Genomic DNA, 25,643 nt, shown 5'->3' on the forward strand with positions numbered 1-25,643 from the left:
ACGAATCCAGGGGGTTCGGTTGTACCGTCAGAGGGGTGATGGGACTTCCCGGCAACATCTCGGCGTGTCTGTTCGACTTGGACGGTGTGCTGACCGGCACTGCGGTGCTGCATCGGAAAGCATGGAAACAGACATTCGACGATTTTCTGCGCCGACGCGACGGTGACGGATTTCAGCCTTTCAGCGACGAGGACTACCAGGATCACGTCGACGGTCGTCCCCGCGCCGACGGCGTTCGCACCTTTCTCCAGTCCCGCGGCATCGCCCTTCCGGAAGGCGCGGCGGACGATCCCCCGTCCGACGACACCGTCAACGGAATCGGCAATCGCAAGAACGAGCTGCTGCTGAAGGTGATCGAGAAGGAAGGCGTCAATCCGTACCCCGGCTCGGTGAAGTACATCCAGGCCGCGTACGAGCACGGACTGAAGATCGCTGTGGTCACCTCGTCGGCCAACGGAAAGTCGGTCCTCGACGCCGCAGACCTCAGCCGATACGTGCACATCCGGATCGACGGCGTGGTCATCACCGACCGAGGCCTGCGCGGCAAGCCCGCGCCCGATTCGTTCCTGGCTGGAGCAGAAGCGCTCGCGGTGCCTCCGGAGGACGCCGCCGTTTTCGAGGACGCACTGTCCGGAGTGGAAGCCGGCCGGGCCGGCAAGTTCGGGTTCGTGGTGGGAGTCGACAGAGCGGACCATCCGGATGCCCTGCGCGAGCACGGCGCGGATGTCGTCGTCACCGATCTCGCAGACCTGCTGACCGGACCTCAGGCCGGTGCGCATGGACGCTGAAGGCTACGAAATATCACCATGGGAACTGCGGTGGCGTGGTCTCGACCTCGAAGCACTGCACCGAACGGAGTCGACCTTCGCCCTCTCGAACGGCCACATCGGTATTCGTGGAAGTTTCGAGGAGGGTGAGCCGCGCGGCCTCGCCGGCACCTACTTGAACGGTTTCTACGAACAGCGCGAGCTTCCGTACGCCGAAGCCGGGTACGGGTACCCGGAGGACGGGCAGACCGTCGTCAGCGTCACCGACGGAAACATCATCAGACTGCTGATCGAGGACGAGCCCCTCGACATGCGATACGGCGAGGCCCCCCACCACGAGCGCGTCCTGGATTTTCGATCCGGCACGCTCCGGCGGACCACCGAGTGGGTCTCGCCCACGGGACGACGGGTGCGGATCCGATCCGAACGGCTGGTGTCCTTTTCCTCGCGTGCCGTAGCGGCGATTCGCTACGAGGTCGAACCTCTCGACGGCGAACTCGAACTCGTTCTCCAATCCGACCTACTGGCCAACGAACCGCTGCCGACCAAGTCGGACGATCCAAGGGTGGCGGCGGCGCTCGACAATCCGCTCGTCGCCGACTTCGCCGTGGCCAGCGGCTATCGCGCAGTACTCGCCCATCACACTCGTTCGTCCAACTTGTACATGGCCGCGGGTATGGATCACGAGATCGAACTGCCCAAGGATGCTCGCTGCAGCATCGAGACCGAGGAAGACCTGGCCAGACTGACCGTGGCGGTCGACGTTCCAGCCGGCAAGACCTTGCGCGTCACCAAGTATCTGGCGTACGGCTGGTCAGCGCGGCGGTCGGTGCCTGCATTGCGGGCACAGGTGGACGGAGCACTGGCCGGCGCCATGGAGACCGGCTGGGACACACTCCTCGAGCGTCAGCGCCAGTACCTCGACAACTTCTGGGCCGCGGCCGACGTGGAGATCGAAGGCGACGCGGAACTGCAGCAAGCGGTGCGTTTCGGCCTTTTCCATGTGCTCCAGGCCGGTGCTCGCGGTGAATCGCGCGCCATTCCCGCGAAAGGACTGACAGGGCCGGGCTACGACGGTCACGCCTTCTGGGACACCGAGACATACGTATTGCCCGTTCTCACCTACACGATGCCCGATGCTGCCCGCGACGCATTGCGCTGGCGACACTCGACGCTGGACACGGCGAAGGAACGTGCACGCCAACTCGGACAGCGGGGCGCCGCGTTCCCCTGGCGCTCGATCAACGGCCAGGAGTGTTCGGGTTACTGGCCCGCCGGCACGGCAGCGTTCCACGTGAATGCAGACGTCGCGGCAGCGACTGCGCGGTACCTGGCCGCCACCGAGGACACCGAGTTCGAGGTCGACTACGGGATCGAACTCCTCGTGGAGACCGCCCGGTTGTGGTGCTCTCTCGGGCATCACAACTCTCAGGGCGAATTCCGTATCGACGGCGTGACCGGGCCGGACGAGTACACAGCCGTCGCGGACAACAACGTGTTCACCAATCTGATGGCCCAGCAGAATCTGGTGGACGCCGCGACGGTGTGCACGAAGCATCCCGACCTCGCCCGCGACCTCGGTGTCGACGACGAGGAGACGGCGTTGTGGCGCGACGCCGCCGAACATATGAGGGTCCCGTTCGACGACGGATTGGGTGTCCACCAGCAATCGGACGGCTTCACCCACCACGCCGACTGGGACTTCGAAGGAACGCCGCCGGAGACGTACCCGCTGCTGCTGAACTATCCGTACTTCGATCTCTACCGCAAACGGGTGGTCAAGCAGGCCGACCTGGTCATGGCGCTCTACCTGCGCGGAGACGCCTTCACCGACGACCAGAAGTTGGCGGACTTCCTCTACTACGAGGCGATCACCGTTCGCGATTCGTCACTGTCCGCGTGCGTTCAGTCGATCGTCGCCGCAGAGATCGGCGACCTGCAGCTCGCCTACGACTATCTCTCGGAGGCTGCGCTCACCGACCTCCACGATCTGCATTCGAACGTCTCCAACGGGCTGCACGTGGCGTCATTGGCGGGCTCGTGGCTGGGGTGTGTCGCCGGTTTCGGTGGCATGCGCGATCACGGCGGCAACATCAGTTTCGCACCGCGCATTCCGGAACAGCTCAATCGTCTGGCGTTTCACATGCTCGTGCGCGGCAGCTGCATCGCGGTCGAAATTCATCAGCACACCGCGACGTACACACTCGAGGGCGGCGATCCGATCCTGCTGTCGCATCACGGTGAACCTTTCACTCTCGATTCCACTCCGGTCACCCACGGGATCCCGGCGCTCGAGCAGATCCCCGAGGTGCGCCAGCCACCCGGCCGTGCACCCGCCCGGCGCGGCTGAGAGTCACGCCCCGACCATCTGCCGTGCGGTCCGCGCCGGCGCGGTGAGATCCCAGATCGCATTGGAGTCGTGAATTCCGACACACGGCGCTCCGAGCTTCCGAGCGTGCTGGACCGCTGCCGCCTCCACTGCCGAGCACATTCCGTCGAGGACATCCTCGCTCGCAATCACGCAGAGAATCTCGCCGTGTATCTGCCGGACGGGCAGAATCCCTTCGGCTTGAAGCCAGCCACGCACCATCGCCCAGCGAGTGGCTTCGGCACTGGTGGCCGGCGCCCCGACGAACAGCACCTGACGCGGCGCGCGATTTCGAGCGATCCTGATGTCGGTAACGTTGTGCATTTCGAAACCTTCTGTCCGAGTGACTTTTTTCCGAACGATCATGTGTGTCGTTCGTCGTGTGAATCCACTATCGGACATGACGCTCCGTGAGCACTCCCCCATCCGCACCGACTCTCGGGACCACACCGTTGTCCCCCAACCGGGGGACAACCGAAACGCGCTACTGCTTTACATCCTTTGAGAATGTGTATGCCACAGTAGATTTCGGCTTCAATTATTCTCGTGAAATACGGTCGATACCCAGGTCTTGACTGGACATTTGTCTAGTGGCAGATCACAAACCGGCGTAGTACTAATTGACTCTGACACCTGATCGTTCCCATTCCGACACCGTCTCGCAGCGCCGCGTGGCGCCGATCAGGGTCGTCACCCCATCCGACCGACCGTCGATACGCGCATCCGGGGGGATGCGTGAACGCCGGAGAGGATCTGCCGCATGCTGCTGCCGATGTCACCACTCGATTCGATGTTCCTCCTCGGCGAGGCACACGAGCATCCGCTGCACGTCGGTGGGATCCAGATCTTCCAACCTCCCGAAGGCGCCGACGCGCGGGACGTCCGCGCCCTCCTCGAGGCACATGTCGAGGACGAGCCCGAGAACGTCTCCCAGCGATTCGCGAAACGGCCACGACGAACCTTGGCGACACTCGGTCAGTGGGCATGGGACTCCAGCTCCCCCGTCGATCTCGACCACCACTTTCACAAGAACGCACTCCCCACTCCCGGCGGCGATCGCGAGCTGATGAACCTGTGCGCGCGCCTGCACAGCACGCCCCTCGATCGCACTCGCCCCCTGTGGGAGATGCACTTCATCGAGGGTCTCGCTGACGGCCGGTTCGCGATCTACACCAAGATTCACCACTCGGTCATGGACGGGGTGACGGCCATGAAGGTGTTGCGTGAGTCGCTCAGCGAGGACTCCGAGCAGCGAAGCATGCGGGCTCCGTGGCAGAACAGACCACAGCTGGAAGCCGTCGCGCCCGAGCAGCTCGGTAGCCGAGTGGTCGACCTGCCGGGTGCGGCCTTTCGCACCGGGCGCAGCCTCCTCGGGGAGGTGGCAGGCACCGTCCCGGCGCTCGCCGACACGGTCTCCCGTGCGGTCCGTGAACGCGGCGGAGCCATGTCGGTGTCGGCGCCGACCACGATGTTCAACGTCCGAGTCTCGAGGGCGAGGGACTTCTCGGCGCGGGCGTGGCCGCTCGAACGTCTGCGACTCGTGGCCAAGTACGCAGACGCAACCATCAACGACGTCGTACTCGCGATGTCCTCCGGCGCTCTGCGCTCGTACCTGTCGGATCGCTCCGCCCTGCCGGACGAGGCACTCGTCGCGATGGTTCCGGTGTCGCTCCATGGCCGAACCGGGGCCGAGGACGGCAATGCCGTGGGCGTCCTGATGTGCGACCTCGGCACCCATCTGTCCGATCCAGGGGAACGACTGAGCAGCATCCGGACCTGCATGAAGGAAGGCAAGGACTCGCTGCGCGCGATGAGTCCTACCCAGGTGCTGGCCATGAGCGCCCTGGGTGCAGCACCTGCCGGTGCCAACATGTTCTTCGGCCACAATCCGCTGCCGAGGCCGCCCTTCAACGTGGTGATTTCCAATGTGGCCGGCCCCAGCAACCCCCAATACTGGAACGGTGCGCGACTCGATGCGCTGCACCCCATGTCCATTCCGATGCACGGACAGGCCCTGAACATCACCTCCACCAGCAGCGACGACATGATTTCGTTCGGAGTCACCGCGTGCCGCCGGAGTGTTCCCGATGTTCAGTCGTTCCCTGCGCGTTTGAGCGCCGAACTCGCGGCACTGGAGAGCGCGTTCGGCATCTGAATCGCGTGATCTTCGACACATGTTGTCGGCGGTCGGATCACGGAAGCCGGTTCGACTTCACATCACCCGACGCCCGATTGCGCTGGTAGGTACGTCGAATCTCACTCGCCGCTATCCACCAGTTAGTTGAACTTCCAAATTGTCACCCGCACACGCAAATTCGAACGCTGGCCAGGAGACCGCGCAGGTGCGATTTTGTGACGGCACGGCCGTGCTCCACACCAGAGGGAGGAACAACCATGTCCGACACCGCACTCGACACGTCGCTGCGTGAGGCGATCGACCTCACCAACGAGAAGTTCGTCGCCATCAAGAACTTCTTCTACGCACTACTCGGCGCATCGAAATCCACCAACGCCTGACTCCACCTACAACGAGACGAGCCCCCGGCAAAGCCTGGGGGCTCGTCTCGTTTCCACCTCGAATGCAGTGGGCTGTCCGTGAATAACTACTCACCAGTAGCAATAAAACCTACCCGACAGTAGCCCTCGATCGGTACTGCCGTCCACATATAGCTTCTCGAATCTTTTTGTGTAGGTACACAATTGAGTGCGACTTTCTCTAGGCGTCACCGACATGACAACGCCGAAAAAATACTGCATGCTTGCATATGAGCAGCGGTGCGCAAGGGGACCGAACATCAGGGTGGGAAGTCGAGCGTTCCGATCCGGTACAGATCGACAATCGGTAACTTTCCTTGCGGCCTGCACGACATACGTCGTGCCGCCGTGCATACGTCTCCGGACGGCGTGCGCGGTCAATCTGATCAACTAGTCGGTTGTGGTCGGGGTGTACGCCTGTGCGCGTGCCCGACAGTGAATATACGAGAACGGTGGCAGTGGATGTTCAAGCGGATTGCAGTGGTCAATCGTGGTGAATCGGCGGTGCGGCTCATTCGGGCGGTGCGTGAGCTCAATGCGGAGCACGACCACGACATCACCACGATCGCGCTCCACACGGAGGCCGAGCGTCGCGCGATGTTCGTTCGCCAGGCCGACGACACGGTGTGCCTGCGCGAGACGGCCGGCAACCCGTACCTCGATCACGAGGAGCTCGAGCGAGCCCTGATCGAGACCCGCGCGGACGCCGTGTGGGTGGGCTGGGGCTTCGTCGCCGAGGACCCCGCGTTCGCCGAGTTGGTGACCGGTCTGGGCATCACGTTCATCGGCCCGTCCGCCGAGGCGATGCGTCTGCTCGGTGACAAGGTCGAGGCGAAACTGCTTGCGGAGAAGGTGTCCGTCCCCGTCGCGCCGTGGAGTGGTGGTCCGGTCGACACCCGCGCCGATGCCCGCCGGCATGCACAGGCCATCGGATACCCGCTGATCATCAAGGCCAGGAGCGGCGGCGGCGGTCGTGGTATCCGCAAGGTGTGGGTCGAGGACGAACTCGAACTCGCTCTGGAACGCACTCAGGGTGAGGCGCTGCGATCGTTCGGCGATCCGGTGGTGTTCCTCGAGCGTCTGGTCACCGACGCCCGGCACGTGGAGGTTCAGGTCATCGCCGACGCGCACGGCAACGTATGGGCGCCCGGTGTCCGCGACTGTTCCATCCAGCGCAGGAACCAGAAGGTCATCGAGGAGTCCAGCTCCCCGCTGCTGACCAAGGAGCAGTCCGACCACCTGCGCACCGTGTCCGCGGACCTGGTGCGTGCCGCGCAATACTGCGGCGCCGCCACCGTCGAGTACCTGTACCAGCCCGAGCAGAAGATCTTCACGTTCCTCGAGGTCAATACCCGCCTGCAGGTCGAGCACCCCATCACCGAGGCCACCACCGGTTTGGATCTGGTGAAGCTGCAGATTCAGGTGGCCGGAGGCGACCCGCTCGTCGGCGACTGCCCGTCGGAGTTCGGCCACGCGGTCGAGGCCCGCCTCAATGCGGAAGACGCGGACAACGGGTTCGCCCCCGCCCCCGGCACCGTGCAGTTGCTCGAGTTTCCGCTCGGTTCGGGCATTCGCGTCGATACCGGTATCGCATCCGGGGATGTCATCCCGCCCGAGTACGACTCCATGGTCGCCAAGATCATCGCGTGGGGTCGCGATCGCTCCGAGGCTCTGGCGCGACTGCGCAACGCCCTGCGGGAGACCACCGTCGTCCTCGACGGCGGCACCACTACCAAGTCGTTCCTGCTGGACCTGCTCGATCGTGACGAGGTGATCTCGGCGAGCGCCGACACCGGTTGGCTCGATCGTTCGGGAGCCGGGGAACGCACGGAGCCGAGCAAGGTCGCCAACGTGGCACTGATCGCGGGGGCGATCGAGGTGTACGACTCCGAGGAAGCGCTCGAGCGCACCTCGTTCCTCGCCTCGGCCCGGGGCGGGCGCCCACGGGCCAACCACACCATCGGCCGCGCCGTGGAGCTCACCTACCAGGGGCAGGCGTACAAGCTGAAGGTCGGGCAGATCGGCCCCCATCACTACCTCGTCGACGGCGACAGCGGTCCGGTCGAGGTCGAACGCGACACGCTCGGTGAGTTCAAGTCCCGACTGACCATCGGTGGCCGCCGCTACCAGATCGTCACCGTGGCCGGCCCCACCGGATATCTCGTCGAGGTCGACGGCACCAGCCACCAGGTCAGCCAGGACGAAGCGGGCGTCGTGCGTGCACCCGCCCCGGCCGTGGTGGTCGCGGTACCGGTAGCCGTCGGCGACGAGGTCGAGGCCGGCGCAACCCTGGTCGTTCTCGAATCCATGAAAATGGAGACCGCGATCCGCGCCCCCTATGCGGGCACCGTTCGCGAGATCCTCGGCACCGTCAACGCGCAGGTCGATGCGGGCGCTCCGCTGCTGCGGGTCGATCGGGTCGCCGAGGAGACGACCACTTCGCACATTCCACGTGTCGAGTTCGATCTGCCCACCCCGGTGGCCAGCCCGGATGTACTCGACGATGCCCTCGACCGCCTCCGGTCGCTCGGCGCGATGATCACCGGCTACGACGTGAGCGCCAACCGCGCGAGCGCTCTGCTCGCGGAATACGACGCGCTGTGCGATCAGCAGCCCGCCAACGACTGCGGTCTCGTGAAGGCCGAACTCGGCCTTCTCACCATCTTCGCGGACGTGTGCGAGCTGTCCCGTAATCGTCCGGCACCGGACGAAGAGCGTTCGCCCGAGGGTGTCCACAGCCCCCGCGAGCACTTCCACTCGTACCTGCACTCGCTCGACGCCGAGCGTGAAGGGCTCCCGGAAGGGTTCCGTACCAAGCTCTCTCAGGCACTCACCCACTACGAGGTGACCGAACTCGAGCGCACGCCCGAGGTCGAGGAAGCCGTCTACCGGTTGTTCCTCGCGCAGCAGCGCATGGACAACCAGATCCCGGTCGTCGCGTCACTGCTCGAGCGGTGGCTCGCCAAGAGCACCACACCCGAGGGATCGCACGAGCTCTCCGACGTTCTCGATCGCCTCATCCTCGCAACCCAGGTTCGCTACCCCGTGATCGGTGACGTGGCCCGCAACCTGCGGTACCGGTTCTTCGAGGAGCCGCACATCCAGGACGCTCGCCAGAAGGTCTACGACGGCGTCCGCGGGAGCCTCGCCTACCTGTCCGAGCAGCCTGACGCCGCCGACTACGTCGAACGCGTCGAGGCCCTCGCTGCGGTGCCCGAGCCGCTCAACACCCTTCTGGCACAGCGCATCTCCAAGGGCGGATCGGATCTGTGCGCACTCCTCGAGGCGACGACGCGTCGCTATTACCGGATCCGGACACTGCTGGACGTCAAGACGTTCGAGCAGGACGAGAAGCCCTTCGTGACAGGCAACTTCGAGTTGCAGGGTCAGCAGCTTCATCTCGTGTCCACGATCAGCGATTTCGACTCGCTCGACACCACGCTGACCGGCATCGCAAACCTCACCCCCGACACGGCGGACAAGCTCAGTCTCGTTGCCGACCTGTACCTTTCGTGGCCGGACGCCCCTGCCGACGCCGACGAGATGTCCGCCGCCCTGTTGGCGAAGATCTCTGCCGGCCAGAAGATCGCGGCAACTCGACGGTTCACCGTGACGGTGCTCGGCGTATCCGAATCGGGAGAACACCAGTTCACGTTCCGTCCCGGCGCGGGCGGTCTCGAGGAGGATCTGTCGATTCGCGACATGCATCCTCTCACCGGCCAGCGTCTCGACCTGTGGCGATTCAAGAACTTCACCGGCACAAGGCTCCCCGCCGCACCCGATACCTATCTCTACCGCCTCGTGGGCAAGGACAACACGGACGACGAGCGTCTCATCGCGCTGGCCGAGATCCGCGACGTCAGCCCGCAGTACGACGAGTCGGGAGACATCGTCGCGATGCCGGCGATCGAGCGAACCCTCGCTGCCTGCCTCGACGGAATTCGTCGCGAACAGGCTCGTCGCGGGAGCAGTCGTCGACTCGACGCGAACCGTGTCGTGCTCTACGCATGGCCCGTTCTCGACATTGCTGCCGATCAGATCGACATCGTCGCCCACAACGCAGCACGCCTCACCGTGGGCGCGGGCCTCGAGCAGATCATCATCATGGCGCGGCTGCGCGAGACCCCGGACAGCGAACCTCGCGAGGTCGCAATGCGGTTCACGTACCGGTCCGGTGCGGGTGTGGTCGTCGACATCACCGAGCCGCCCACCGAACCCATGCAGCCCCTGGACGAGTACACCCAGAAGGTGAAGCGTTCGCGTGCTCGCGGAACGGTCTACCCCTACGAGCTGATTCCTCAGCTTGCCGGGCGCGACGGCACGTTCGTGGAATACGACTTCGATGCCCTCGGCATCTTGGTTCCGGTCGAACGTCCGTATGGAAAGAACAAGGCGGGCATCGTCGTCGGCCTCGTCACCACTCCCACCGAGCGGTATCCCGAGGGCATGACACGCGTTGCCCTGTTCGGTGATCCGACCAAGGCTCTCGGCACGGTTGCCGAGGCCGAGTGCTCGCGCGTCGTCGCCGCAATCGACATGGCCGAGAAGATCGGCGCCCCGGTCGAGTGGTTCGCGCTCTCGTCCGGCGCCACCATCTCGATGGACAGCGGCACCGAGAACATGGACTGGGTGTCACGCGCACTGCGCCGGATCGTCACGTTCACGCAGGGCGGAGGCGAGATCAACGTCGTCGTCGCGGGCATCAACGTCGGCGCGCAGCCGTACTGGAACGCCGAGGCGACCATGCTCACGCACACCAAGGGCATCCTCGTGATGACACCGGACAGTGCGATGGTGCTCACCGGAAAGCAGTCTCTCGACTACTCCGGTGGCGTGTCCGCAGAGGACAACTTCGGCATCGGCGGCTACGACCGCGTGATGGGGCCGAACGGTCAAGCTCAGTATTGGGCACCCAATCTCACTGCGGCATGCAATGTTCTGTTCGCGCACTACGAGCACGCCTACCTCGCGCCCGGTGAGCGATTCCCTCGCAAGGCCGACACGACGGACCCGATCGACCGAGACGTGCGGACCTACCCGCACGTGCACCCGTCGAGCGACTTCACCACCGTCGGCGACATCTTCTCCTCGGAGACCAACCCGGAACGCAAGAAGCCGTTCGACATTCGTACCGTCATGCGGTCTGTCGTCGATCAGGATCACGGCGTTCTCGAGCGTTGGGCGGACATGGCCGGCGCCGACACATCCGTGGTGTTCGATGCCCACTTGGACGGCAATCCCGTCAGCGTGATCGGTATCGAATCACGAGCCATCCCCCGCAAGGGCCGTTTCCCAGCGGACGGCCCGGACCAGTGGACGTCCGGAACGCTGTTCCCGCACTCGTCGAAGAAGACGGCACGCGCGATCAATGCGGCGAGCGGAAACCGCCCCGTCGTCGTACTCGCCAACCTGTCCGGATTCGACGGATCACCGGAATCGTTGCGCAACATCCAGCTCGAGTACGGTGCCGAAATCGGTAGGGCCATCGTCAACTTCGACGGTCCGATCGTGTTCTGTGTCGTCTCCCGCTACCACGGTGGTGCGTTCGTGGTGTTCTCCGGAGCACTCAACGACAACATGGAAGTCCTTGCAGTAGAAGGCTCCTTCGCGTCGGTTCTCGGTGGCGCCCCCGCAGCCGCAGTCGTATTCACCCGTGAGGTAAACGCCCGCACCAAGGCTGACCCGGCCGTCAAGGAACTCGAGGCAGCGCTGGCCGCAGCAGGCGACGAGAGTGAGCAGGCTCGTCTCGGCGTCGAACTTCAGGAGCAGCGGGTTGCCGCCCGCTCCGCGAAGCTCGGCGAGGTGGCCAAGGAGTTCGAGGCCATCCACAACATCGAGCGTGCTCGCGAAGTCGGGTCGGTGCACCACATCGTCCCGGCAGCCGAACTACGTCCCAGCATCGCGGCAGCCGTGGCGCGCGGAATGGGCCGCACGCTCGAAACGAGCTGATCAGAAAGAATCGAAGTAGGCGACCACGTCGTTAGGACGAAAATGATCGTCCGAGACGTGGTCGCCTGACACCTCGACGAACTGCACTTTCGCTGCCGCTTCGCGGACAGCATCCACCCACGGCCCCGTCACGACAGAGATGTTCGCGATGGGGTCGTCTGGTGAAGCGAACACCATCGCTTCGAGCCCCGCGTACTCCGCCGAGTCGTGCCGTGTGACGTCCCATTCGCGGGTCTTGTCGGACAGATCCGTGCCGTCCGGATTCACGTCGAACGCGCCGATCAGCGATGCTCTCGCCTCGTCGTCGCGATCCCACACCGCTTGGATGGACAGTGACGGCGCGATGAATGCGACCGCGTCCACCGAGAGTTCACCGAGGCGCACCATGTTCGCAGCAGCCGCGGCGCCCATGGACTCGCCGACCACGAATCGCCGCTTCACCGGCCATCTTGCGGAGATCCATTCGTCCAGCGCGACAAGGTCGTCCTGCGCCAGGCGATTTCCCCACTGGTCACCGTGCAACTGCGGGCAGGCCACCGCGTATCCGGCGGCGAGCAGTGCGTCACGCAGGTGATGGCGCTCGTTCATCACCTCGCACGTTCCCGTACGGCCGTGGAGGTAGTAGACGAGCTCGATCGGCTGACCCCAAGCCACCTCGTTGGGGATATACAACAACGCAGAGTCGCCCGATTTGGGCACTGTCACGAACTGCTCGACCACGCCGACAGCCTAGACGCGTTCCGAACGATCCTCAGTGCACACAAATCGCGTTTTGCGGCGGGATCCCGTTCGTTATGCAGATTTGTGTGCACTCCGGCACGTTCCATCCACATCCGACGGTGCGGGGCTTCCGCCGGTGCGGCGGTTCGGCCATTGTCTGAGGGGTGGGGGAATTCGAGGTGTACACGCGTGCCCAGCTGCTCGCGTCCGGGCTGACACGCAGTGCGATCGTCCATCGGACCAAGAACGGAGCCCTCCACCGCGTGCTCCCGGCGGTCTACTCGGTCGAAGAACCCACGTACCTGACGAGGTGCAGGGCCGTGACCGTGTGGAAGTCGCGGGCGATTCTCAGTCACACCACGGCTGCCTGGCTATGGGGCCTACTGCCGGAGGAGCCAGCGAAGGTAGAGGCCACCGTTCCGTTGTCTGCACAGATCAGGTGTCCTGATTGGCTCGTGCTGCATCGCCGGTCCGACGTCGGAGTCGCCGACCACCTGTACGGACTTCCGGTGGTCTCGATGGCACAGGCTTGCATCGACATCTCTGTGGTCCTGACGCGGCCGGACATGGAACGGGCCGTCGACGGAGGGCTCAGTGGCAAGTTGTCGTCCGTTGCCTTACGCCGGCGCTGCGACGAAGCCGGGGGTATGCACGGCGTCACCGGGATGCGCCGGCAGCCTCGGACGGCGTGCCCGTTCACCGCGTCGGAGCCGGAGCGCATGGTGGCGCGGGGATTGACCGCACGCGGGTTCTTCATGGAGATCAACGCACCGATCGGGCCCTACTACGGGGACCTGGTGGACTACCGAGCGCGGGTGGTGGTCGAGATCGACGGGCGTGAGTTTCACAGTGATGCCCGTACCTTCACCAATGATCGGCGCAGGCAGAACGAGCTCGTCCTCGGCGGGTGGCTGGTGCTGCGCTATTCGGCGGCCACGGTGAACGGCACGCTGGACCGGGTGGTGGACGAGATCATCGCTGTGGTGCGGCGTAGGAGGAAGTCTCTTGCTGCGAGTTAGTCGCGGACGAAGTTGAGGTAGGCCTTCGACGGCGTCGGGCCGCGCTGCCCCTGGTACTTGGAGCCCACCGAGGAGCTTCCGTAAGGGTGCTCGGCGGCGCTGGACAGGCGAAGCAGGCACAGCTGGCCGATCTTCATGCCCGGCCACAGCGTGATCGGGAGGTTGGCGACGTTGGACAGCTCGAGCGTGATGTGACCGTTGAAGCCGGGGTCGATGAAGCCGGCCGTCGAGTGCGTGAGCAACCCGAGACGGCCGAGGCTGGACTTGCCTTCGAGACGACCCGCGAGATCGTCCGGCAGTGAGCACACCTCGAGTGTGGAGCCCAGAACGAACTCACCGGGGTGCAGTACGAACGGTTCGCCTTCGCCGGGCTCGACGAGCGAAGTCAGCTCGTCTTGCCGCTGAGCTGGGTCGATGTGCGTGTACTTGGTGTTGTTGAAGACCCGAAAGAGGCCGTCCAAGCGCACGTCGACCGATGACGGCTGCACCAACGTCGGGTCGTACGGCTCGATCCCCAGGCGTCCGGAGTCGAGTTCGGCACGGATGTCACGATCGGAGAGCAGCACGGGTAGAGGTTAGCGGGTCTGCGGCGGTAGCGTTCCGGCATGGGTCTCCAGTGGGAACAACTCGTCGTGAACTCGCTCGATCCGCGCATGCTCGGGCATTGGTGGGCGCGTGCCCTCGGCTGGGCGGCCGACGAAGACGACGACGGCGACGTGGTCGTTCGACCACCGAACGGCGCGCAACCGGAACTGCTGTTCATCGGAGTCCCGGACGAGAAGAAGACGTTCAACCGGCTCCATCTGGACTTCCGCCCGGACGACCAGATCGTCGAAGTCAGTCGACTACTGGAGTTGGGCGCCACGCACGCCGACGTCGGTCAAGGCGACGTTTCATGGATTGTTCTTGCTGACCCGGAGGGCAACGAATTCTGCGTCCTCAGCAGCCGCGCGCCCTTGGAATGATAGCTCTTGGACGTCTGATAATGTTGCGGCCGCAGGGTGTTGGGCCTGCTTACGGGCGCCCAATATCATGCATGCCGATGTAGTTCAATGGTAGAACATCAGCTTCCCAAGCTGAATACGCGGGTTCGATTCCCGTCATCGGCTCTCTCTTCTCTCTCGTCGCTTCTCTCTCCAAACCACGTGATCCAATACGGCCCCGGTCGATCGAAATCGAATCACCGGAAGTGGGACGCATACTCGTTGTAGGGAACCTGACCGGTGGGGCTCGACTTGATGGCGTCGGCAACTTGCGTAGGTATGGGAGTCCAGTAGGCGGGCATCGCAGCTGCGATGGCGGGATCCACCACGTAGAGCAGAGCGAAGTTCACTATCCAGAGCGGCGGCGCCATCGACATGCCTACCTGTGAACTCACATTTCCCTTGGTGTTGGTCACCAGTTGAGCTGTGCCCGACATCTGTTGCGCCGCAAAACCATAGACCGCCTGCACCGTGTATGCCGATCGGTAGAGCGCGATCATCGTTCGTTCCGCCCCGTTGTTCCTCATCCATGTGCCGACAAATCCGCCAGGAGCGATCATGGAGTTCACCTGCCGCGTCGGCGCGTCAGCATTGGCTGGGCTTTCCAGCATCCCGCTGGGGTCGACGAAGAGCCCGTAGCTAGCCAATACCGACGGCGTGGAGTGGCCATCAACGGTGGAGTAGAGGGGGCGCCCGTTCGTATTGGTGAGAATCTGGAGACATGCATTGATCACCTCGGCGGCATCGCCGCTGCCGCCGACTCCGCCGCCGGTGGTGAGTTCGCGAGACTGCTGTGCGGACAAAACGTCAGCCTTGTCGAGCCCTATCTGTCCGGCGATCTCGTCCGCCGCCTGCTGACCGATCGGCTGGTTGAGTTGCCCAGGACTGGTCACCTGAGTCGGAGCCGAGCCCTCGAAGCCGGGCGCCCCGACGAAGGGGATCGCGAACCCGGTGTCCGCCGCTGGCTCGGCGCTGACTGCCTGGGTGCCCGCGAGCTGACCAGCTGCCAAGGAGACGACGCACACTCCAGCCAGTGTCAATACCGAGATGGTTCTGCGATGAGGGGTTGCTCCGCGTCGACGCCTTGGGCCCACTAGCCGTACTCCGCGCATAAGTCGGCCTCTCAGAGAACCATCGAGCGAATCAACACGAAACTCGCATTTCAGTCAAGCGCCGCGAACGACCCACTGTCAAGGCCTCGACGAACAGGCCTCCACCCACGCATCCCTCTTGCCCGGACTGCCCAGAGTTCGCTCGACACTCGGTGTTTGCAATTCTCAGGTCGTGTGTGCGGCTTTGTAGACTCCCGCCCCGGTAATCAATGCAGTGGGAGTCATCAGTTCCCTTCCATTGCGGACAATCCTGCAGCGACGAGAGGAGGCACGGCCTCGCAGGCGTTCGCGAAGCCGTCTCCCGTCGTGGCGCCGGCGAGATGACGGTGCGTGATTCCCTCGGCGATCACAGCAAGCTTGAAGTGGGCGAGCCCCAGGTAGAAACCCCAGTTTCCGAGGTCCCTGCCCGCCTCCGCCGAATACATCCCGGCGATGGCATCGGCGGACGGTAGCCGGTCGCTCGTCCACGCCGCAGGCTCACCGAGGATGAGGTCGAGAGCAGGGTTCCGATACACACACATCTGGGCAAGATCGGCCAGCGGGTCACCCAGCGTCGACAATTCCCAGTCCACCACCGCGACCACCCGGCCGGGATCGTCGGCGGCCACCAGCGTGTTGTCGATCCGGTAATCGCCATGCACGATCGCAACCTGCGAGTTCGTCGGCAAGTTGTTCTGCAGTAGGTCGTGCAGACGCTCGAGGTCCGACAGTTCGCGGGTCTTGACCCGACTCCACTGCCGAGCCCACAACGCCACCTGCCGCGACAGGTAACCGTCCGGTCGACCGAAGGACTCCAGCCCCACCGCACGGTGATCGATGTCGTGCAGCGCTGCAAGCACCCGCACCAATTCCCCTACACACGAGTCGACCTCATCGTTGGAGAGTCGATCGAGATCGTCGACCGTGCGGATCACTGGCCCTTCCACGAACCCGGTGACCGCGAAGGGAGCTCCCATCACCGACTCGTCCTCGCATAGGGCGACCGTCGGCGCCACCGGAACCGCCGAGCCCTGCAGTGCCTCGCACACCCGGTATTCCCGGGCGACGTCGTGCGCCGATGGCGTCAGCCCGGCGGTCGGGGGCCGTCGCAGCACCCAGCGTGAGACGTCGTCGAAGATCTCGTAGGTGAGGTTGGACTTGCCACCGGAGATCAGTCGCGCATGCAGTTGACCCTGGGTCGACACGCCCTTGTCATCGAAGAAGCGTTGCAGCGCAGTTAGGTCCAGCCCATCGAACTTGTTCGCGATCATGCCTGCTCCTGCTCACGCGCGGCCCGCTTGGCCTTGCCGACGACCCGCTTGGCGAGCGCCCAGCGGTGGACCTCTGACGGTCCGTCATACACCCGGAACGGCCGAACCTCACGGGACAGTCGCGCAAGAGGCAGGTCGGACGAAACACCCATGCCGCCGCACATCTGAATCGAACGATCGACGATCCGGAAGATCGCCTCGGAACCGAACGTCTTCGCGATGGCCGTCGAGTTCGATGCGGGCTCACCCTGATCGAGTTCCCAACACGCGCGCGTCAGCAGGGCGCGCGTGGCCGCGATGTCGATCTCGTTGTCGGCAACCATCTTCTGAACCATCCCCAGATCACCGAGTCGCGACGAGAAGCCGTCGCGGCGAGCCACATAATTCACGGCAACGTCGTGGCCGCGACGAGCCGCACCCAGCCACCGCATCACGTGTGTCATGCGAGCGGGGCCCAACCGCACCTGCGCATAGGCGAAGCCCTCGTCGACGGCGCCGAGTACCGCGTCGTCGGCCACGAACAGGTCGTCGAAGAACACCTCGCAGTGACCGCCGATCATCGCGCGATCGAGGGTGGTGATGTGCCGGTCGACGCGAATGCCCGGAGCCAAGGCAGGAGCCAGGAACATCGTGGCGCCACCGCGGTCTCCCGGCGCTCCGGACGTGCGCGCCATGACGATGAAGAAGCCGGCACCGTCCGCACCGGTGATGAACCACTTGTGACCGTTGATCTTCCAGCCGCCGGGCACCTTCTCCGCGCGAGTGGTGAGTGCGGAGGGATCGGATCCAGCACCCGGCGCGGGCTCTGTCATCGCGAACGACGAGCGCACCTCGCCGCGTGCGAGCGGGGCCAGAAACTCTTCCTTCTGTTCGGGGCTCGCGACGTGCGCAAGAAGATGCACGTTCCCTTCGTCGGGTGCCGCGATGTTCATCGCGGCCGGGCCGAACAGCGAGTAGCCCGCAGCTTCGAACACCGGGGACCGATCGCTCATGTTCAGCCCCAGGCCACCGAACTCCGCCGGTGCGTGCGGCGCGAGAAGTCCCCGACGCTTTGCCTCGGTCTGCAGTTCGACGCGCAACCTGTCCCCGCCGGCAGCGGCGATGTCACCATCGTGCTCGTCCTCGATCGGCACGACCACGTCCCGCACGAATACATCGGTTCGCTCCACGAGATCCTGCACCTCGGGCGCATAGGACAAATCCACCGCCATGATCTACCTCCACAAATGCCGACCGATCGATCGCTCGGTACTGGCTCGTACGGTCGCACACCCTCCACCAGCCGTCAAGAGGCCTGACTCGCCGCGCCCGGGCTCCTACAGGCCGGCGCCGGTCCGAGCCGGTTGCGTATCCGAAGCTGCCCGGAAGAGTTGAGTCGCGTCGGCTCCCACACTCGACCGCAGCTTCGTGACCGCACCGTGAATCCGCGAATTGACTGCTGGTAGTGAGACTTCGAGTCGCGCGGCCACCTCCGGTCGACTCAACCCGTGGTAGTAGACCAGGAAGACGCACTCTCTCTGGACCACAGTCAGGCCATGCAGGATGGAAACAACGGACTGACAGGTGATGTGCTTCGAGACGGTGTCGAAGACCTCGTCACTACGCGGCCGTTCGGCCCGTGCCGCGTACGCCGTCTCCCTCTCACTGCGTGCGCGTTCGGAGCGGATTCGGTCCACCGCGCGTCGACGAGCAAGAGTCATCACCCAGCCGAGAGCACTTCCGCGCCCGGGTTCGTATCGGTCGGCCCGGCGCCACACTTCCAGGAAGACTTCCTGATGCACTTCGTGCGCCTGCGTGCGGTCACCCAGTAGTCGCACGATCATTGCCAAGACTTTCACTGCGGTCAGCCGATAGAAGTCGTCGAAAGCGTCTCGATCTCCGTCGCCAATCCGCTCGACCAGCATCGAGGCACGCGCCGCAGACCCAACTATCGAGACATCCGAGTCCGGTCGCTCGGCCTGAGCAAATGATATGTCGTCCCAACGCTCTTCAGGCTCTTCGATCACTGGACAGCCAGCACGCAGTACCACCGAGACCAGGCGACCGAACACCTCACCGGTCATCACTCCTATCTGCAGTCGCAAGGTAATCGAAGTCGAGTGCCGACCTCACGATACCTACCGTGCCACACACTGCTCGATAGCGCAGAACCAGTCTCGCACTTAGCGTTACAGCTTCCATCGAAAAGTAAAACCACTACTCGCCAGTAGATTCTTCAACTAGTTTCATCGCCATTCAGAGACCGCCGCGAATGCCGTTTTCGAGTAGATCGAAGACCACGTCGAGGGCGGCATGGGGGTCGGACTCGTCGCCGAGGAACTGCGGGATCTCGAGGACGTACCTGGCAACGGCGCGGGCGGTGAGGTCGTCGACGTCGCGACCGAGCTCGGCGGCTACAGCGGCCGCCAGAGGCGCTTCGCATCGAATCCACAGTTTGCGCGAGTAGTCGCGCAGGGCCGGCGTGTTCATGATGAGATCGGTGCGCTTGCGCATCTCCGGCGTTGGATCCGACACGAACGGCCCGCGACCGGCCATGAACTCACGCAGTGCGGCCAGCACGGACGTTCCGGCGGCACGTTCGCGCACCGCACACAGCAGGCTTTCACGTCGTTCGACACCGTCGTCGAAGATCAGCGCGTCCTTGCCGTCCGGAAAGTGCTTGAACACCGTCGGCGCCGAGACGTCCACCGCGTCGGCGATCTCCTTGACGCTGACCTTGTCATATCCGTTCTCCATGAACAGTCGCAACGCAGCGTCGGACAGCGCCCGACGCGTCTGTGCATTCTTGCGCTCCCGGCGTCCCTGCGGCTCAGTCATCTCACCACTCTAACAAACTACTGAACTCGATCATTATCTTTACTCAGTTGTCTTATTGATTCAGTTGTGCTTTCCTGGGAGAAGTCAGAGAAGCCTGAACCAACGGAGAGGCGCCGAGATGAACCACAACGAGACCACCCCAGTACTGATCGTCGGCGGAAGCCTTGTGGGCCTTTCCGCTGCGGTATTCCTTGCGCGGCAAGGAATACCGGCCGTCGTGATCGACAAGCACCACGGCAGCTCGGACCATCCGCGAGCCATCGGCTTCACGACTCGTACTGTCGAGCACTTCCGGCAGGCCGGCGTCGAGGTCCCCGCCTCACTTCAGGGCATGAAGCCCCCTCGTCGAGCACGGGTCGAGAGCCTCACCGGCACCTGGCACGAGGAATACCCGTGGAGCCCCGGCGGCAAGGGCGCATACGGGGCCGACGACTCACCCGTTCACGCGATCGCCATCACTCAGGATCGACTCGAACCCATTCTGCGCGAGCGGGCTCAGGAACTGGGCGCACAATTGCGATCGGGCACCGAACTGGTCAACCTGACCCAGGACAGCGACGGCGTGACGGCCTTGTTGCGCCGACGCGAAGACGGCCACGAATACCGACTGGACGCCCGGTACGTGGTGGCCGCGGACGGCGCCCTCAGCCCCGTACGCAAGTCACTCGGCATCGACCGCCACGGGGTCGGACCACTGTCGGTCCAGCGCAGCATCTTGTTCCGCGCACCGCTGGACGAGTACCTCGAGCACGGCGTCGTGCAGTTCGAGATCGAGCAGCCGGGCCTGCAGGCATTCCTGACGACCTATTCCGACGGCCGATGGGTACTCATGCTCAGCGACGACATCGATCGCGACGCGGACGAACAGATCCGGATCGTGCAGCGGGCGATCGGCCGCACCGACATCCCGATCGAACTGGTCACCACCGGCCGTTGGGAACTTGCCGCATCGATCGCCGACTCCTTCTCGGCCGGACGAGTCTTCCTTGCCGGCGACGCGGCCCACCAATTGCCCCCGAATCGAGGAGGTTTCGGGGCCAACACCGGAATCGACGACGCCCACAATCTGGCCTGGAAACTGGCAGCAGTCCTATCCGGGGAGTCCGCACCGCAACTGCTGGACACCTACGACGCCGAGCGCCGGCCCATCGCCGACCTACGACACGACCAGCTCTTCGCCCGTGCCGACTACAAGGCCTACCTCACCACTCACGAATCGAATGTTCCCGTACTCGACGACGCCGCAATCGAACTCGGGCAGCTCTACCGCTCGGCAGCCGTCCTGGGGGCGGACGCGGACCTCCCGCCCGCACAGCGCCCAGACCAATGGGTCGGTCAGCCCGGCACCCGCGCACCACATCTGTGGATCACCTTCGACCAGCAGGAGCGCTCGACACTCGACCTGTTCGAACGCGGGTGGGTGCTGCTGTCCGAGGATGCCCGGTGGGCAAGTGCCGCAACCGACGTTGCGGAAAGCCTGGGAGTTTCCGTCCGTTTCGTCCACATCGGCTCCGAAGTGAAGATGTCGGAGCCCGAGACCTTTCCGGTCGCGTACGGCGTCGAGGCCGACGGCGCCACGCTCGTGCGACCCGATGGGTACATCGCATGGCGCACCACCCATGCTCCAGCTTCTCCAACCCAATCTCTGAGCGCTGCGCTGGAGCTGACCGCTTGCCATCCTAGGCGCCGAACACGGAAGTGAACTTTCGAATGACGCCCAGTTACATGGGTTCCCACTCGCGGCTCGAAGATGTTCTCCTACCGGGGATGGATACCTCAGACGATCGAACCAATCGACAGCCGAAGACGTCACGCATTGCGGGGGTGGCGGGCCTCACCTTCGTCGCCGCACTCGTTGTGTACCTGGTGGCAACAGCCGTCTCGGACCGCGGCTTCCCTGAATCGGCAACGGGTTGGCTCGGTTACGCGGGAATAGGCCTCGGCATCGCCGTAATCGCTACCGTCGTCATCGGCGGGTTGGTCAGCGTTCGAGGCACCATCCATCGCAAGTAGGACGCTCGGACAGCTCCCAACGATCGAAGGACACCCATGCGCTTGCGCACCATCATCGCCTCGACCGCTGTTCTCGCCACGATGGCGACAGGGATCGGATTCGCTCCGGCCGCCATAGCGGCACCGTCGGCTGAATCAACCACCGAAGCAACCAGTTCCGACAACCAGGGTATCGTCGAAAAGGCCATCGAGTCCGGCGATCTCGAGCTTCAGGCCAAGGAAGACCAACTCGATCTCGAGGGGTCCACCAGCACGGTGAACGACGCCGGCCGGACTCTCGTCATGATCCCGCTGACCGACGCCGGTTCGGAGTACAGCAACGTGATGGCCGTCATCGAAGACGGGAAGGTTGCCGACTACACGGAAGCCCACTTCACCGAGACGGACAAGAACTCGGGGCATGCCAAGGTGTGGCAGAACGGTGAACTCACCACGGACGACGACTTCTCGGCGGATGACTCGCAGGTCCAGCCGAAGGGCGTCGGAGACGCAGTCTCTGCCCTCAACGATTGTCTCGCAAGCGCAGGCATTCCTGCATGGGTCATCGCGGCAGCGACAGCGGTGTGCTCCTTCGGAAGCCTGCCCGGCTACATCGCCTGCCTGACTGCGGCGGGCGTGGGCGGAGGCACCGCCGGCTACTGCGCAGCGGCCGCATGGGATGCACTCTGACGGCCGGCTTCACAACACACAGAGAGGGAGGGTGCGGGGCATGAATGCCCCGCACCCTCCCTCTCACTCATGTCAGGTCAGAGCTTCTTCCACAACGCAGGCGCGGTGATCCAGTTCGGATCGCCGTATCCCTGGTGCGCCTGGAGCGCTTCGTAGGTGTTGCCGTTGTGGGTGACACGGTCACCGATGCTGTACCGCGCGTTGGGGTCCCAGGCGGGAGCAGCGTCAGGTGCCGTCTCCCCTGGCTGCGTGGTCACTGTCAGAACATTGCTGTCCTCGGACACGTTTCCGTCTGCGTCGTGCGCCACGACCTTGTACCGGTACTCCGTGTTCGCCGCGAGGCCCGAATCGAGGAACGTGAGTCCGTCGGCATTGGCAATCGACTCGAAAGCACCCCCACTCGTGGAGCGTGAAATCTCGTAATGCTCGACGCCGACGTCGTCCGTCGACTCGAACCACATGAGGTCGACGCTCGAGGAGGTCGTCCCCATCGAGTGCAGGTGCGTCGGAGCCGTAGGCGCCGCTGGGGCCTCCGGGTTGTCGGGCTGCCCCTCGTCCGGGTTCTCCGGCACGTCCGGGTTCTCGGGCACGTCCGGGTTGTCCGGCGCCCCACCGTTCTGAATGTCCAGGTCAATGACGTTGTAGAAGGCATTCGTAGTGTCGGCAACGTCCCAGACCGCTAGGACTACGTGGTATCCCGTGTGATCAGCCGGCAGTGAAATGCGGTGCGTCGGGTTGTTCGACGCATGCGAGCCATCATGTTCGACGGTCGCGAGCGGCTCCAGCTCTGCGCGACTCAGCGGTGCATTCTGATCCCACCCGTTCTTCGTGATGTAGTAGTGCCACTTCGAGGTGTTGTGGGGCGCCGTGAAGTTCCAGCCCACGTTGATGTCACCCGAGTTCACCCTGTTCTTCACCCACCGTGTCGGAGACTGCTCGTCGAGATTCGCTCCGATAGCGGTGCCGGCGGACGCAATCTTGCCGTCAACCGGGCCTGCCTGCGGAAAGCCCTTCGGTGCCTCGAGACTCTGCGGTTCCCACTGAACCGCCCCCAGATCGGTATTTTCCTTCATTGCCGCTCGTGCCGTGACGTCCGATTCGTTGTTGCCGACGAATCCGTGCCGAGTCTGAGCCGCAAACGTGTTGGCGTCAGCGGAAGTGGTGGCTCGGGGCGCGCGTTCCTCGGAGGTGGGGTCGGCCTCTGCCAGACCACCTCCTCCGACAGCGATCGCTGCCGCAAGCGCCGATGCCATACCGATCTTCTTCACGTCGATACGTGAGTTGGCTCCCATGTCTGTCCCCTAATGTTCGAGCCCCTTGTGAGGGCTGGATGGTTGGTCCGCACGATCGAGTGCGGATACATACATAAGATAGCGACAACTGATATATTAGTCATGCAATGTGAGCAGGATCGCACCGGCGACGGTGCTCGTTGCACCAGGTCACCACTTCATGTACTAGTAATGGATCACTGATATATCGATGCCGAGGGAGCAAATGATGGCCTCGATAGAGCCTGAGCACGAGACGGCCGCGGACATGACGTACGAGATCCTCCGCGACCGCTTGGCGTTGTTGGAAATCGCCCCGAACGAGCCGATCAACGACGTGCAGATTGCGGCCGAGCTCGGCACCGGTCGAACCCCTGTGCGCGAAGCCCTCAAGCGTCTCGAACAGGACAGACTGGTGATCTCGTATCCACGACGCGGCACCTTTTCCACCACGGTCGACATCACTGCACTCCGACAGATCTCGGACATCAGAATTCAACTCGAACCCCTGGCTGCCACACGAGCAGCAGAGGTCGCCTCTCCCGCCGCTCGCCGGTCACTCGCCGAGTTGGCAGAGGAAGCCGGAACGATCGAAGGCGACGAGCGACTACTCATCGCCATGGACATGCGCATCCATCGGGCGATCTACAGCGCCTCGGGCAACCCGTTCCTGGCACAGATTCTGACCCGCCTCGACGCCCACGCCAGGCGCATCTGGTGCACCTTTCTCGGCCGAATCCCCTCTGCGGCACTACATATGGATGCTCACACCGAGCTCATAGACGCCATCGTCGGTGGACGTGCCGAGCAGGCCGGCCGCATCACCGCTCGACACGTCACCGAATTCGAGGATTCGATCCGAAAGCTGATGTAAGTATCGGCCTGCCCCGCACCCTCCCGTTCCTCTCGAAGCGGCACCCACCGTGAGACCATCGTGGGGTGGTTCGCGACGAACGTTCGTATTCTCAGCTGCACGAGACGACTCTCGATCGGCTCGGGCAGGACATCGTGTCCGGTGACATTGCACCCGGCACGACGATTTCCGCGGACGACGTCGTGCAGCGTTTCGACGTCTCGCGCACGGTCGTCCGCGAAGCGGTCCGGGTCCTGGAGTCGCTGGGCATGATCGAGGTGCGCCGCCGAGTCGGCATCACGGTGCGGGAACAAGACTGCTGGAACTCCCTCGACCCGCATGTGATCCGCTGGAATCTGGCGGGACCACGACGTTTCGAGCAATTGTCATCACTGAGCGAATTGCGTTCGGGGATAGAGCCTCTGGCTGCCCGACTCGCCGCAGCTCGCGCAACGCCGGAACAGTGCGGTGCACTCACCTCGGCTGTGATCGGCATGTCGTCCACCTCTCGCGCCGCCGACACCGCCGCATACCTGCAGCACGACTCCGACTTCCACCGCACGTTGCTCGCCGCGTCCGGAAATTCGATGCTGCGGGCGATGGGCGATATCGTGGTCGAGATCCTCGAGGGCCGCACCCGCCATTCCCTGATGCCGCACGTCGCGGAGCCCGAGGCGCTCCGACTGCACGGCGTCGTCGCGTCTGCGATTCAGGCCGGCGACGGCGACGAAGCAGAAGCCGCAATGCGCGAGATCGTCACCGAATCCGCTGCCGCCGTTGACGGATTGCGAGACGGCCAGTCCTGATCAGGACGCGCGATGCTGCTCGAGTTTCGCCATGATCTCGGCTGCAACCTCGGTGGGCGAGCCGCCCACGTCCACGACGATCGCGTTCTCGTCCGGTTCGATCGGTTCGAGTGCCGCGAATTGTGATTCGAGCAATGACGTCGGCATGTAGTGATCCAGCCGCGCAGTCAGACGCTCCCTGATCTGAGAAGTCGCACCGGCGAGATGAACGAACACGACACCATCGCACCGAAGGGCATCGCGGTAGCTACGTTTCAGTGCCGAACAGGTGATGATTCCGGGCCTGCCGGCCTCGGTGTGGGCAGTGATCCAGCCGGCGATCAGCCCGAGCCACGGCCAGCGGTCCTCGTCGTCGAGTGGCAGCCCGGCCGTCATCTTCTCCAGGTTCGCGCGCGGGTGCAGCGCATCCCCTTCTTGCAGGTCCCACCCCAGGCGCCCCGCGATGATGCCGGCCACCGTGGATTTCCCGGAGCCGGAGACCCCCATCAGCACGAGCACTGGCATGTGGCCA

The 25,643-nt window shown here is 64.1% G+C and carries 22 protein-coding genes and 1 tRNA gene; 13 read left to right on the forward strand and 10 right to left on the reverse strand.

Annotated features, from left to right (window positions below; translation table 11 throughout):
* The first annotated feature begins 38 nt into the window (after positions 1-38).
* Together ACZI8R_RS17090 and ACZI8R_RS17095 are read left to right on the forward strand one after the other, a co-directional pair.
* Positions 39-788, forward strand: coding sequence for an HAD family hydrolase (locus tag ACZI8R_RS17090; protein ID WP_463380982.1), 750 nt, complete (start codon positions 39-41; stop codon positions 786-788).
* On the forward strand, positions 778-3,117 hold the full coding sequence (locus tag ACZI8R_RS17095; RefSeq protein ID WP_463380852.1) for a glycoside hydrolase family 65 protein: 2,340 nt from the start codon (positions 778-780) through the stop codon (positions 3,115-3,117). The genes ACZI8R_RS17090 and ACZI8R_RS17095 overlap by 11 nt, the downstream gene beginning before the upstream one ends.
* A 3-nt stretch (positions 3,118-3,120) precedes the next feature.
* Here the strand turns inward: ACZI8R_RS17095 and ACZI8R_RS17100 are convergent, their stop codons facing one another.
* Positions 3,121-3,459 (reverse strand): hypothetical protein, encoded by a 339-nt coding sequence (locus ACZI8R_RS17100; RefSeq protein WP_463380853.1) that lies wholly within the window; start codon positions 3,457-3,459, stop codon positions 3,121-3,123.
* Between the two features lie 436 nt (positions 3,460-3,895).
* On the opposite strand from ACZI8R_RS17100, the gene ACZI8R_RS17105 reads away from it, so the two are divergent.
* The 3 genes from ACZI8R_RS17105 (at position 3,896) to ACZI8R_RS17115 (ending at position 11,619) form a co-directional block, all read left to right on the forward strand.
* On the forward strand, positions 3,896-5,290 hold the full coding sequence (locus ACZI8R_RS17105; protein WP_463380854.1) for a WS/DGAT/MGAT family O-acyltransferase: 1,395 nt from the start codon (positions 3,896-3,898) through the stop codon (positions 5,288-5,290).
* Positions 5,291-5,529: 239 nt separating this feature from the next.
* Positions 5,530-5,652 (forward strand): hypothetical protein, encoded by a 123-nt coding sequence (locus ACZI8R_RS17110; RefSeq protein ID WP_463380855.1) that lies wholly within the window; start codon positions 5,530-5,532, stop codon positions 5,650-5,652.
* A gap of 480 nt (positions 5,653-6,132) precedes the next feature.
* Positions 6,133-11,619 (forward strand): ATP-binding protein, encoded by a 5,487-nt coding sequence (locus ACZI8R_RS17115; RefSeq protein ID WP_463380856.1) that lies wholly within the window; start codon positions 6,133-6,135, stop codon positions 11,617-11,619.
* Here the strand turns inward: ACZI8R_RS17115 and ACZI8R_RS17120 are convergent, their stop codons facing one another.
* Entirely contained in the window at positions 11,620-12,339 is a 720-nt protein-coding gene (locus ACZI8R_RS17120; RefSeq protein ID WP_463380857.1) for an alpha/beta hydrolase, read from the reverse strand.
* A gap of 164 nt (positions 12,340-12,503) precedes the next feature.
* Between ACZI8R_RS17120 and ACZI8R_RS17125 the strand changes: the two genes are divergently transcribed.
* Positions 12,504-13,358: a DUF559 domain-containing protein gene (locus ACZI8R_RS17125; protein WP_463380858.1), complete on the forward strand. Its 855-nt coding sequence runs from the start codon at positions 12,504-12,506 to the stop codon at positions 13,356-13,358.
* Here the strand turns inward: ACZI8R_RS17125 and dcd are convergent.
* A complete protein-coding gene (dcd, locus tag ACZI8R_RS17130; protein ID WP_463380859.1) occupies positions 13,355-13,924 on the reverse strand; it encodes a dCTP deaminase in 570 nt (189 codons plus the stop codon). The two genes, ACZI8R_RS17125 and dcd, sit on opposite strands and share 4 nt — an antisense overlap.
* A gap of 39 nt (positions 13,925-13,963) precedes the next feature.
* Between dcd and ACZI8R_RS17135 the strand changes: the two genes are divergently transcribed.
* The gene (locus ACZI8R_RS17135; protein ID WP_463380860.1) at positions 13,964-14,323 is read left to right on the forward strand and encodes a VOC family protein; all 360 of its coding nucleotides are present in this window, start codon (positions 13,964-13,966) and stop codon (positions 14,321-14,323) included.
* A 73-nt stretch (positions 14,324-14,396) separates the two neighbouring features.
* Positions 14,397-14,467 (forward strand) — tRNA-Gly (locus ACZI8R_RS17140).
* Positions 14,468-14,538: 71 nt separating this feature from the next.
* Here the strand turns inward: ACZI8R_RS17140 and ACZI8R_RS17145 are convergent.
* The 5 genes from ACZI8R_RS17145 to ACZI8R_RS17165 form a co-directional block, all read right to left on the reverse strand.
* Complete coding sequence (locus ACZI8R_RS17145) at positions 14,539-15,453, reverse strand: hypothetical protein (RefSeq protein ID WP_463380861.1); 915 nt, start codon at positions 15,451-15,453, stop codon at positions 14,539-14,541.
* A 224-nt stretch (positions 15,454-15,677) separates the two neighbouring features.
* Positions 15,678-16,703: a phosphotransferase family protein gene (locus ACZI8R_RS17150; protein ID WP_463380862.1), complete on the reverse strand. Its 1,026-nt coding sequence runs from the start codon at positions 16,701-16,703 to the stop codon at positions 15,678-15,680.
* Positions 16,700-17,914, reverse strand: coding sequence for an acyl-CoA dehydrogenase family protein (locus tag ACZI8R_RS17155; protein WP_463380863.1), 1,215 nt, complete (start codon positions 17,912-17,914; stop codon positions 16,700-16,702). Before ACZI8R_RS17155 ends, ACZI8R_RS17150 begins: the two co-directional genes overlap by 4 nt.
* Positions 17,915-18,019: 105 nt before the next feature.
* Positions 18,020-18,766, reverse strand: coding sequence for a sigma-70 family RNA polymerase sigma factor (locus ACZI8R_RS17160; RefSeq protein ID WP_463380864.1), 747 nt, complete (start codon positions 18,764-18,766; stop codon positions 18,020-18,022).
* 172 nt (positions 18,767-18,938) lie between these two features.
* Complete coding sequence (locus ACZI8R_RS17165) at positions 18,939-19,520, reverse strand: TetR/AcrR family transcriptional regulator (RefSeq protein ID WP_463380865.1); 582 nt, start codon at positions 19,518-19,520, stop codon at positions 18,939-18,941.
* 118 nt (positions 19,521-19,638) lie between these two features.
* Between ACZI8R_RS17165 and ACZI8R_RS17170 the strand changes: the two genes are divergently transcribed.
* The 3 genes from ACZI8R_RS17170 to ACZI8R_RS17180 all read left to right on the forward strand — a co-directional run bounded on the left by ACZI8R_RS17170 (position 19,639) and on the right by ACZI8R_RS17180 (position 22,202).
* Positions 19,639-21,222 (forward strand): FAD-dependent oxidoreductase, encoded by a 1,584-nt coding sequence (locus ACZI8R_RS17170; RefSeq protein ID WP_463380866.1) that lies wholly within the window; start codon positions 19,639-19,641, stop codon positions 21,220-21,222.
* A 65-nt stretch (positions 21,223-21,287) separates the two neighbouring features.
* On the forward strand, positions 21,288-21,533 hold the full coding sequence (locus ACZI8R_RS17175; protein WP_463380867.1) for a hypothetical protein: 246 nt from the start codon (positions 21,288-21,290) through the stop codon (positions 21,531-21,533).
* 36 nt (positions 21,534-21,569) lie between these two features.
* On the forward strand, positions 21,570-22,202 hold the full coding sequence (locus ACZI8R_RS17180; RefSeq protein ID WP_463380868.1) for a hypothetical protein: 633 nt from the start codon (positions 21,570-21,572) through the stop codon (positions 22,200-22,202).
* Positions 22,203-22,279: 77 nt separating this feature from the next.
* On the opposite strand, the gene ACZI8R_RS17185 is transcribed toward ACZI8R_RS17180, so the two are convergent.
* On the reverse strand, positions 22,280-23,494 hold the full coding sequence (locus tag ACZI8R_RS17185) for a lytic polysaccharide monooxygenase (protein ID WP_463380869.1): 1,215 nt from the start codon (positions 23,492-23,494) through the stop codon (positions 22,280-22,282).
* Positions 23,495-23,702: 208 nt separating this feature from the next.
* On the opposite strand from ACZI8R_RS17185, the gene ACZI8R_RS17190 reads away from it, so the two are divergent.
* Positions 23,703-24,347, forward strand: a complete 645-nt coding sequence (locus ACZI8R_RS17190) for a GntR family transcriptional regulator (RefSeq protein ID WP_463380870.1) — start codon at positions 23,703-23,705, stop codon at positions 24,345-24,347.
* 65 nt (positions 24,348-24,412) lie between these two features.
* Positions 24,413-25,132, forward strand: coding sequence for a FadR/GntR family transcriptional regulator (locus tag ACZI8R_RS17195; RefSeq protein ID WP_463380871.1), 720 nt, complete (start codon positions 24,413-24,415; stop codon positions 25,130-25,132).
* Here the strand turns inward: ACZI8R_RS17195 and ACZI8R_RS17200 are convergent, their stop codons facing one another.
* Positions 25,133-25,636 (reverse strand): gluconokinase, encoded by a 504-nt coding sequence (locus ACZI8R_RS17200; protein ID WP_463380872.1) that lies wholly within the window; start codon positions 25,634-25,636, stop codon positions 25,133-25,135.
* Positions 25,637-25,643: the final 7 nt, after the last annotated feature.

It is taken from the genome of Rhodococcus huquni (assembly GCF_055231055.1).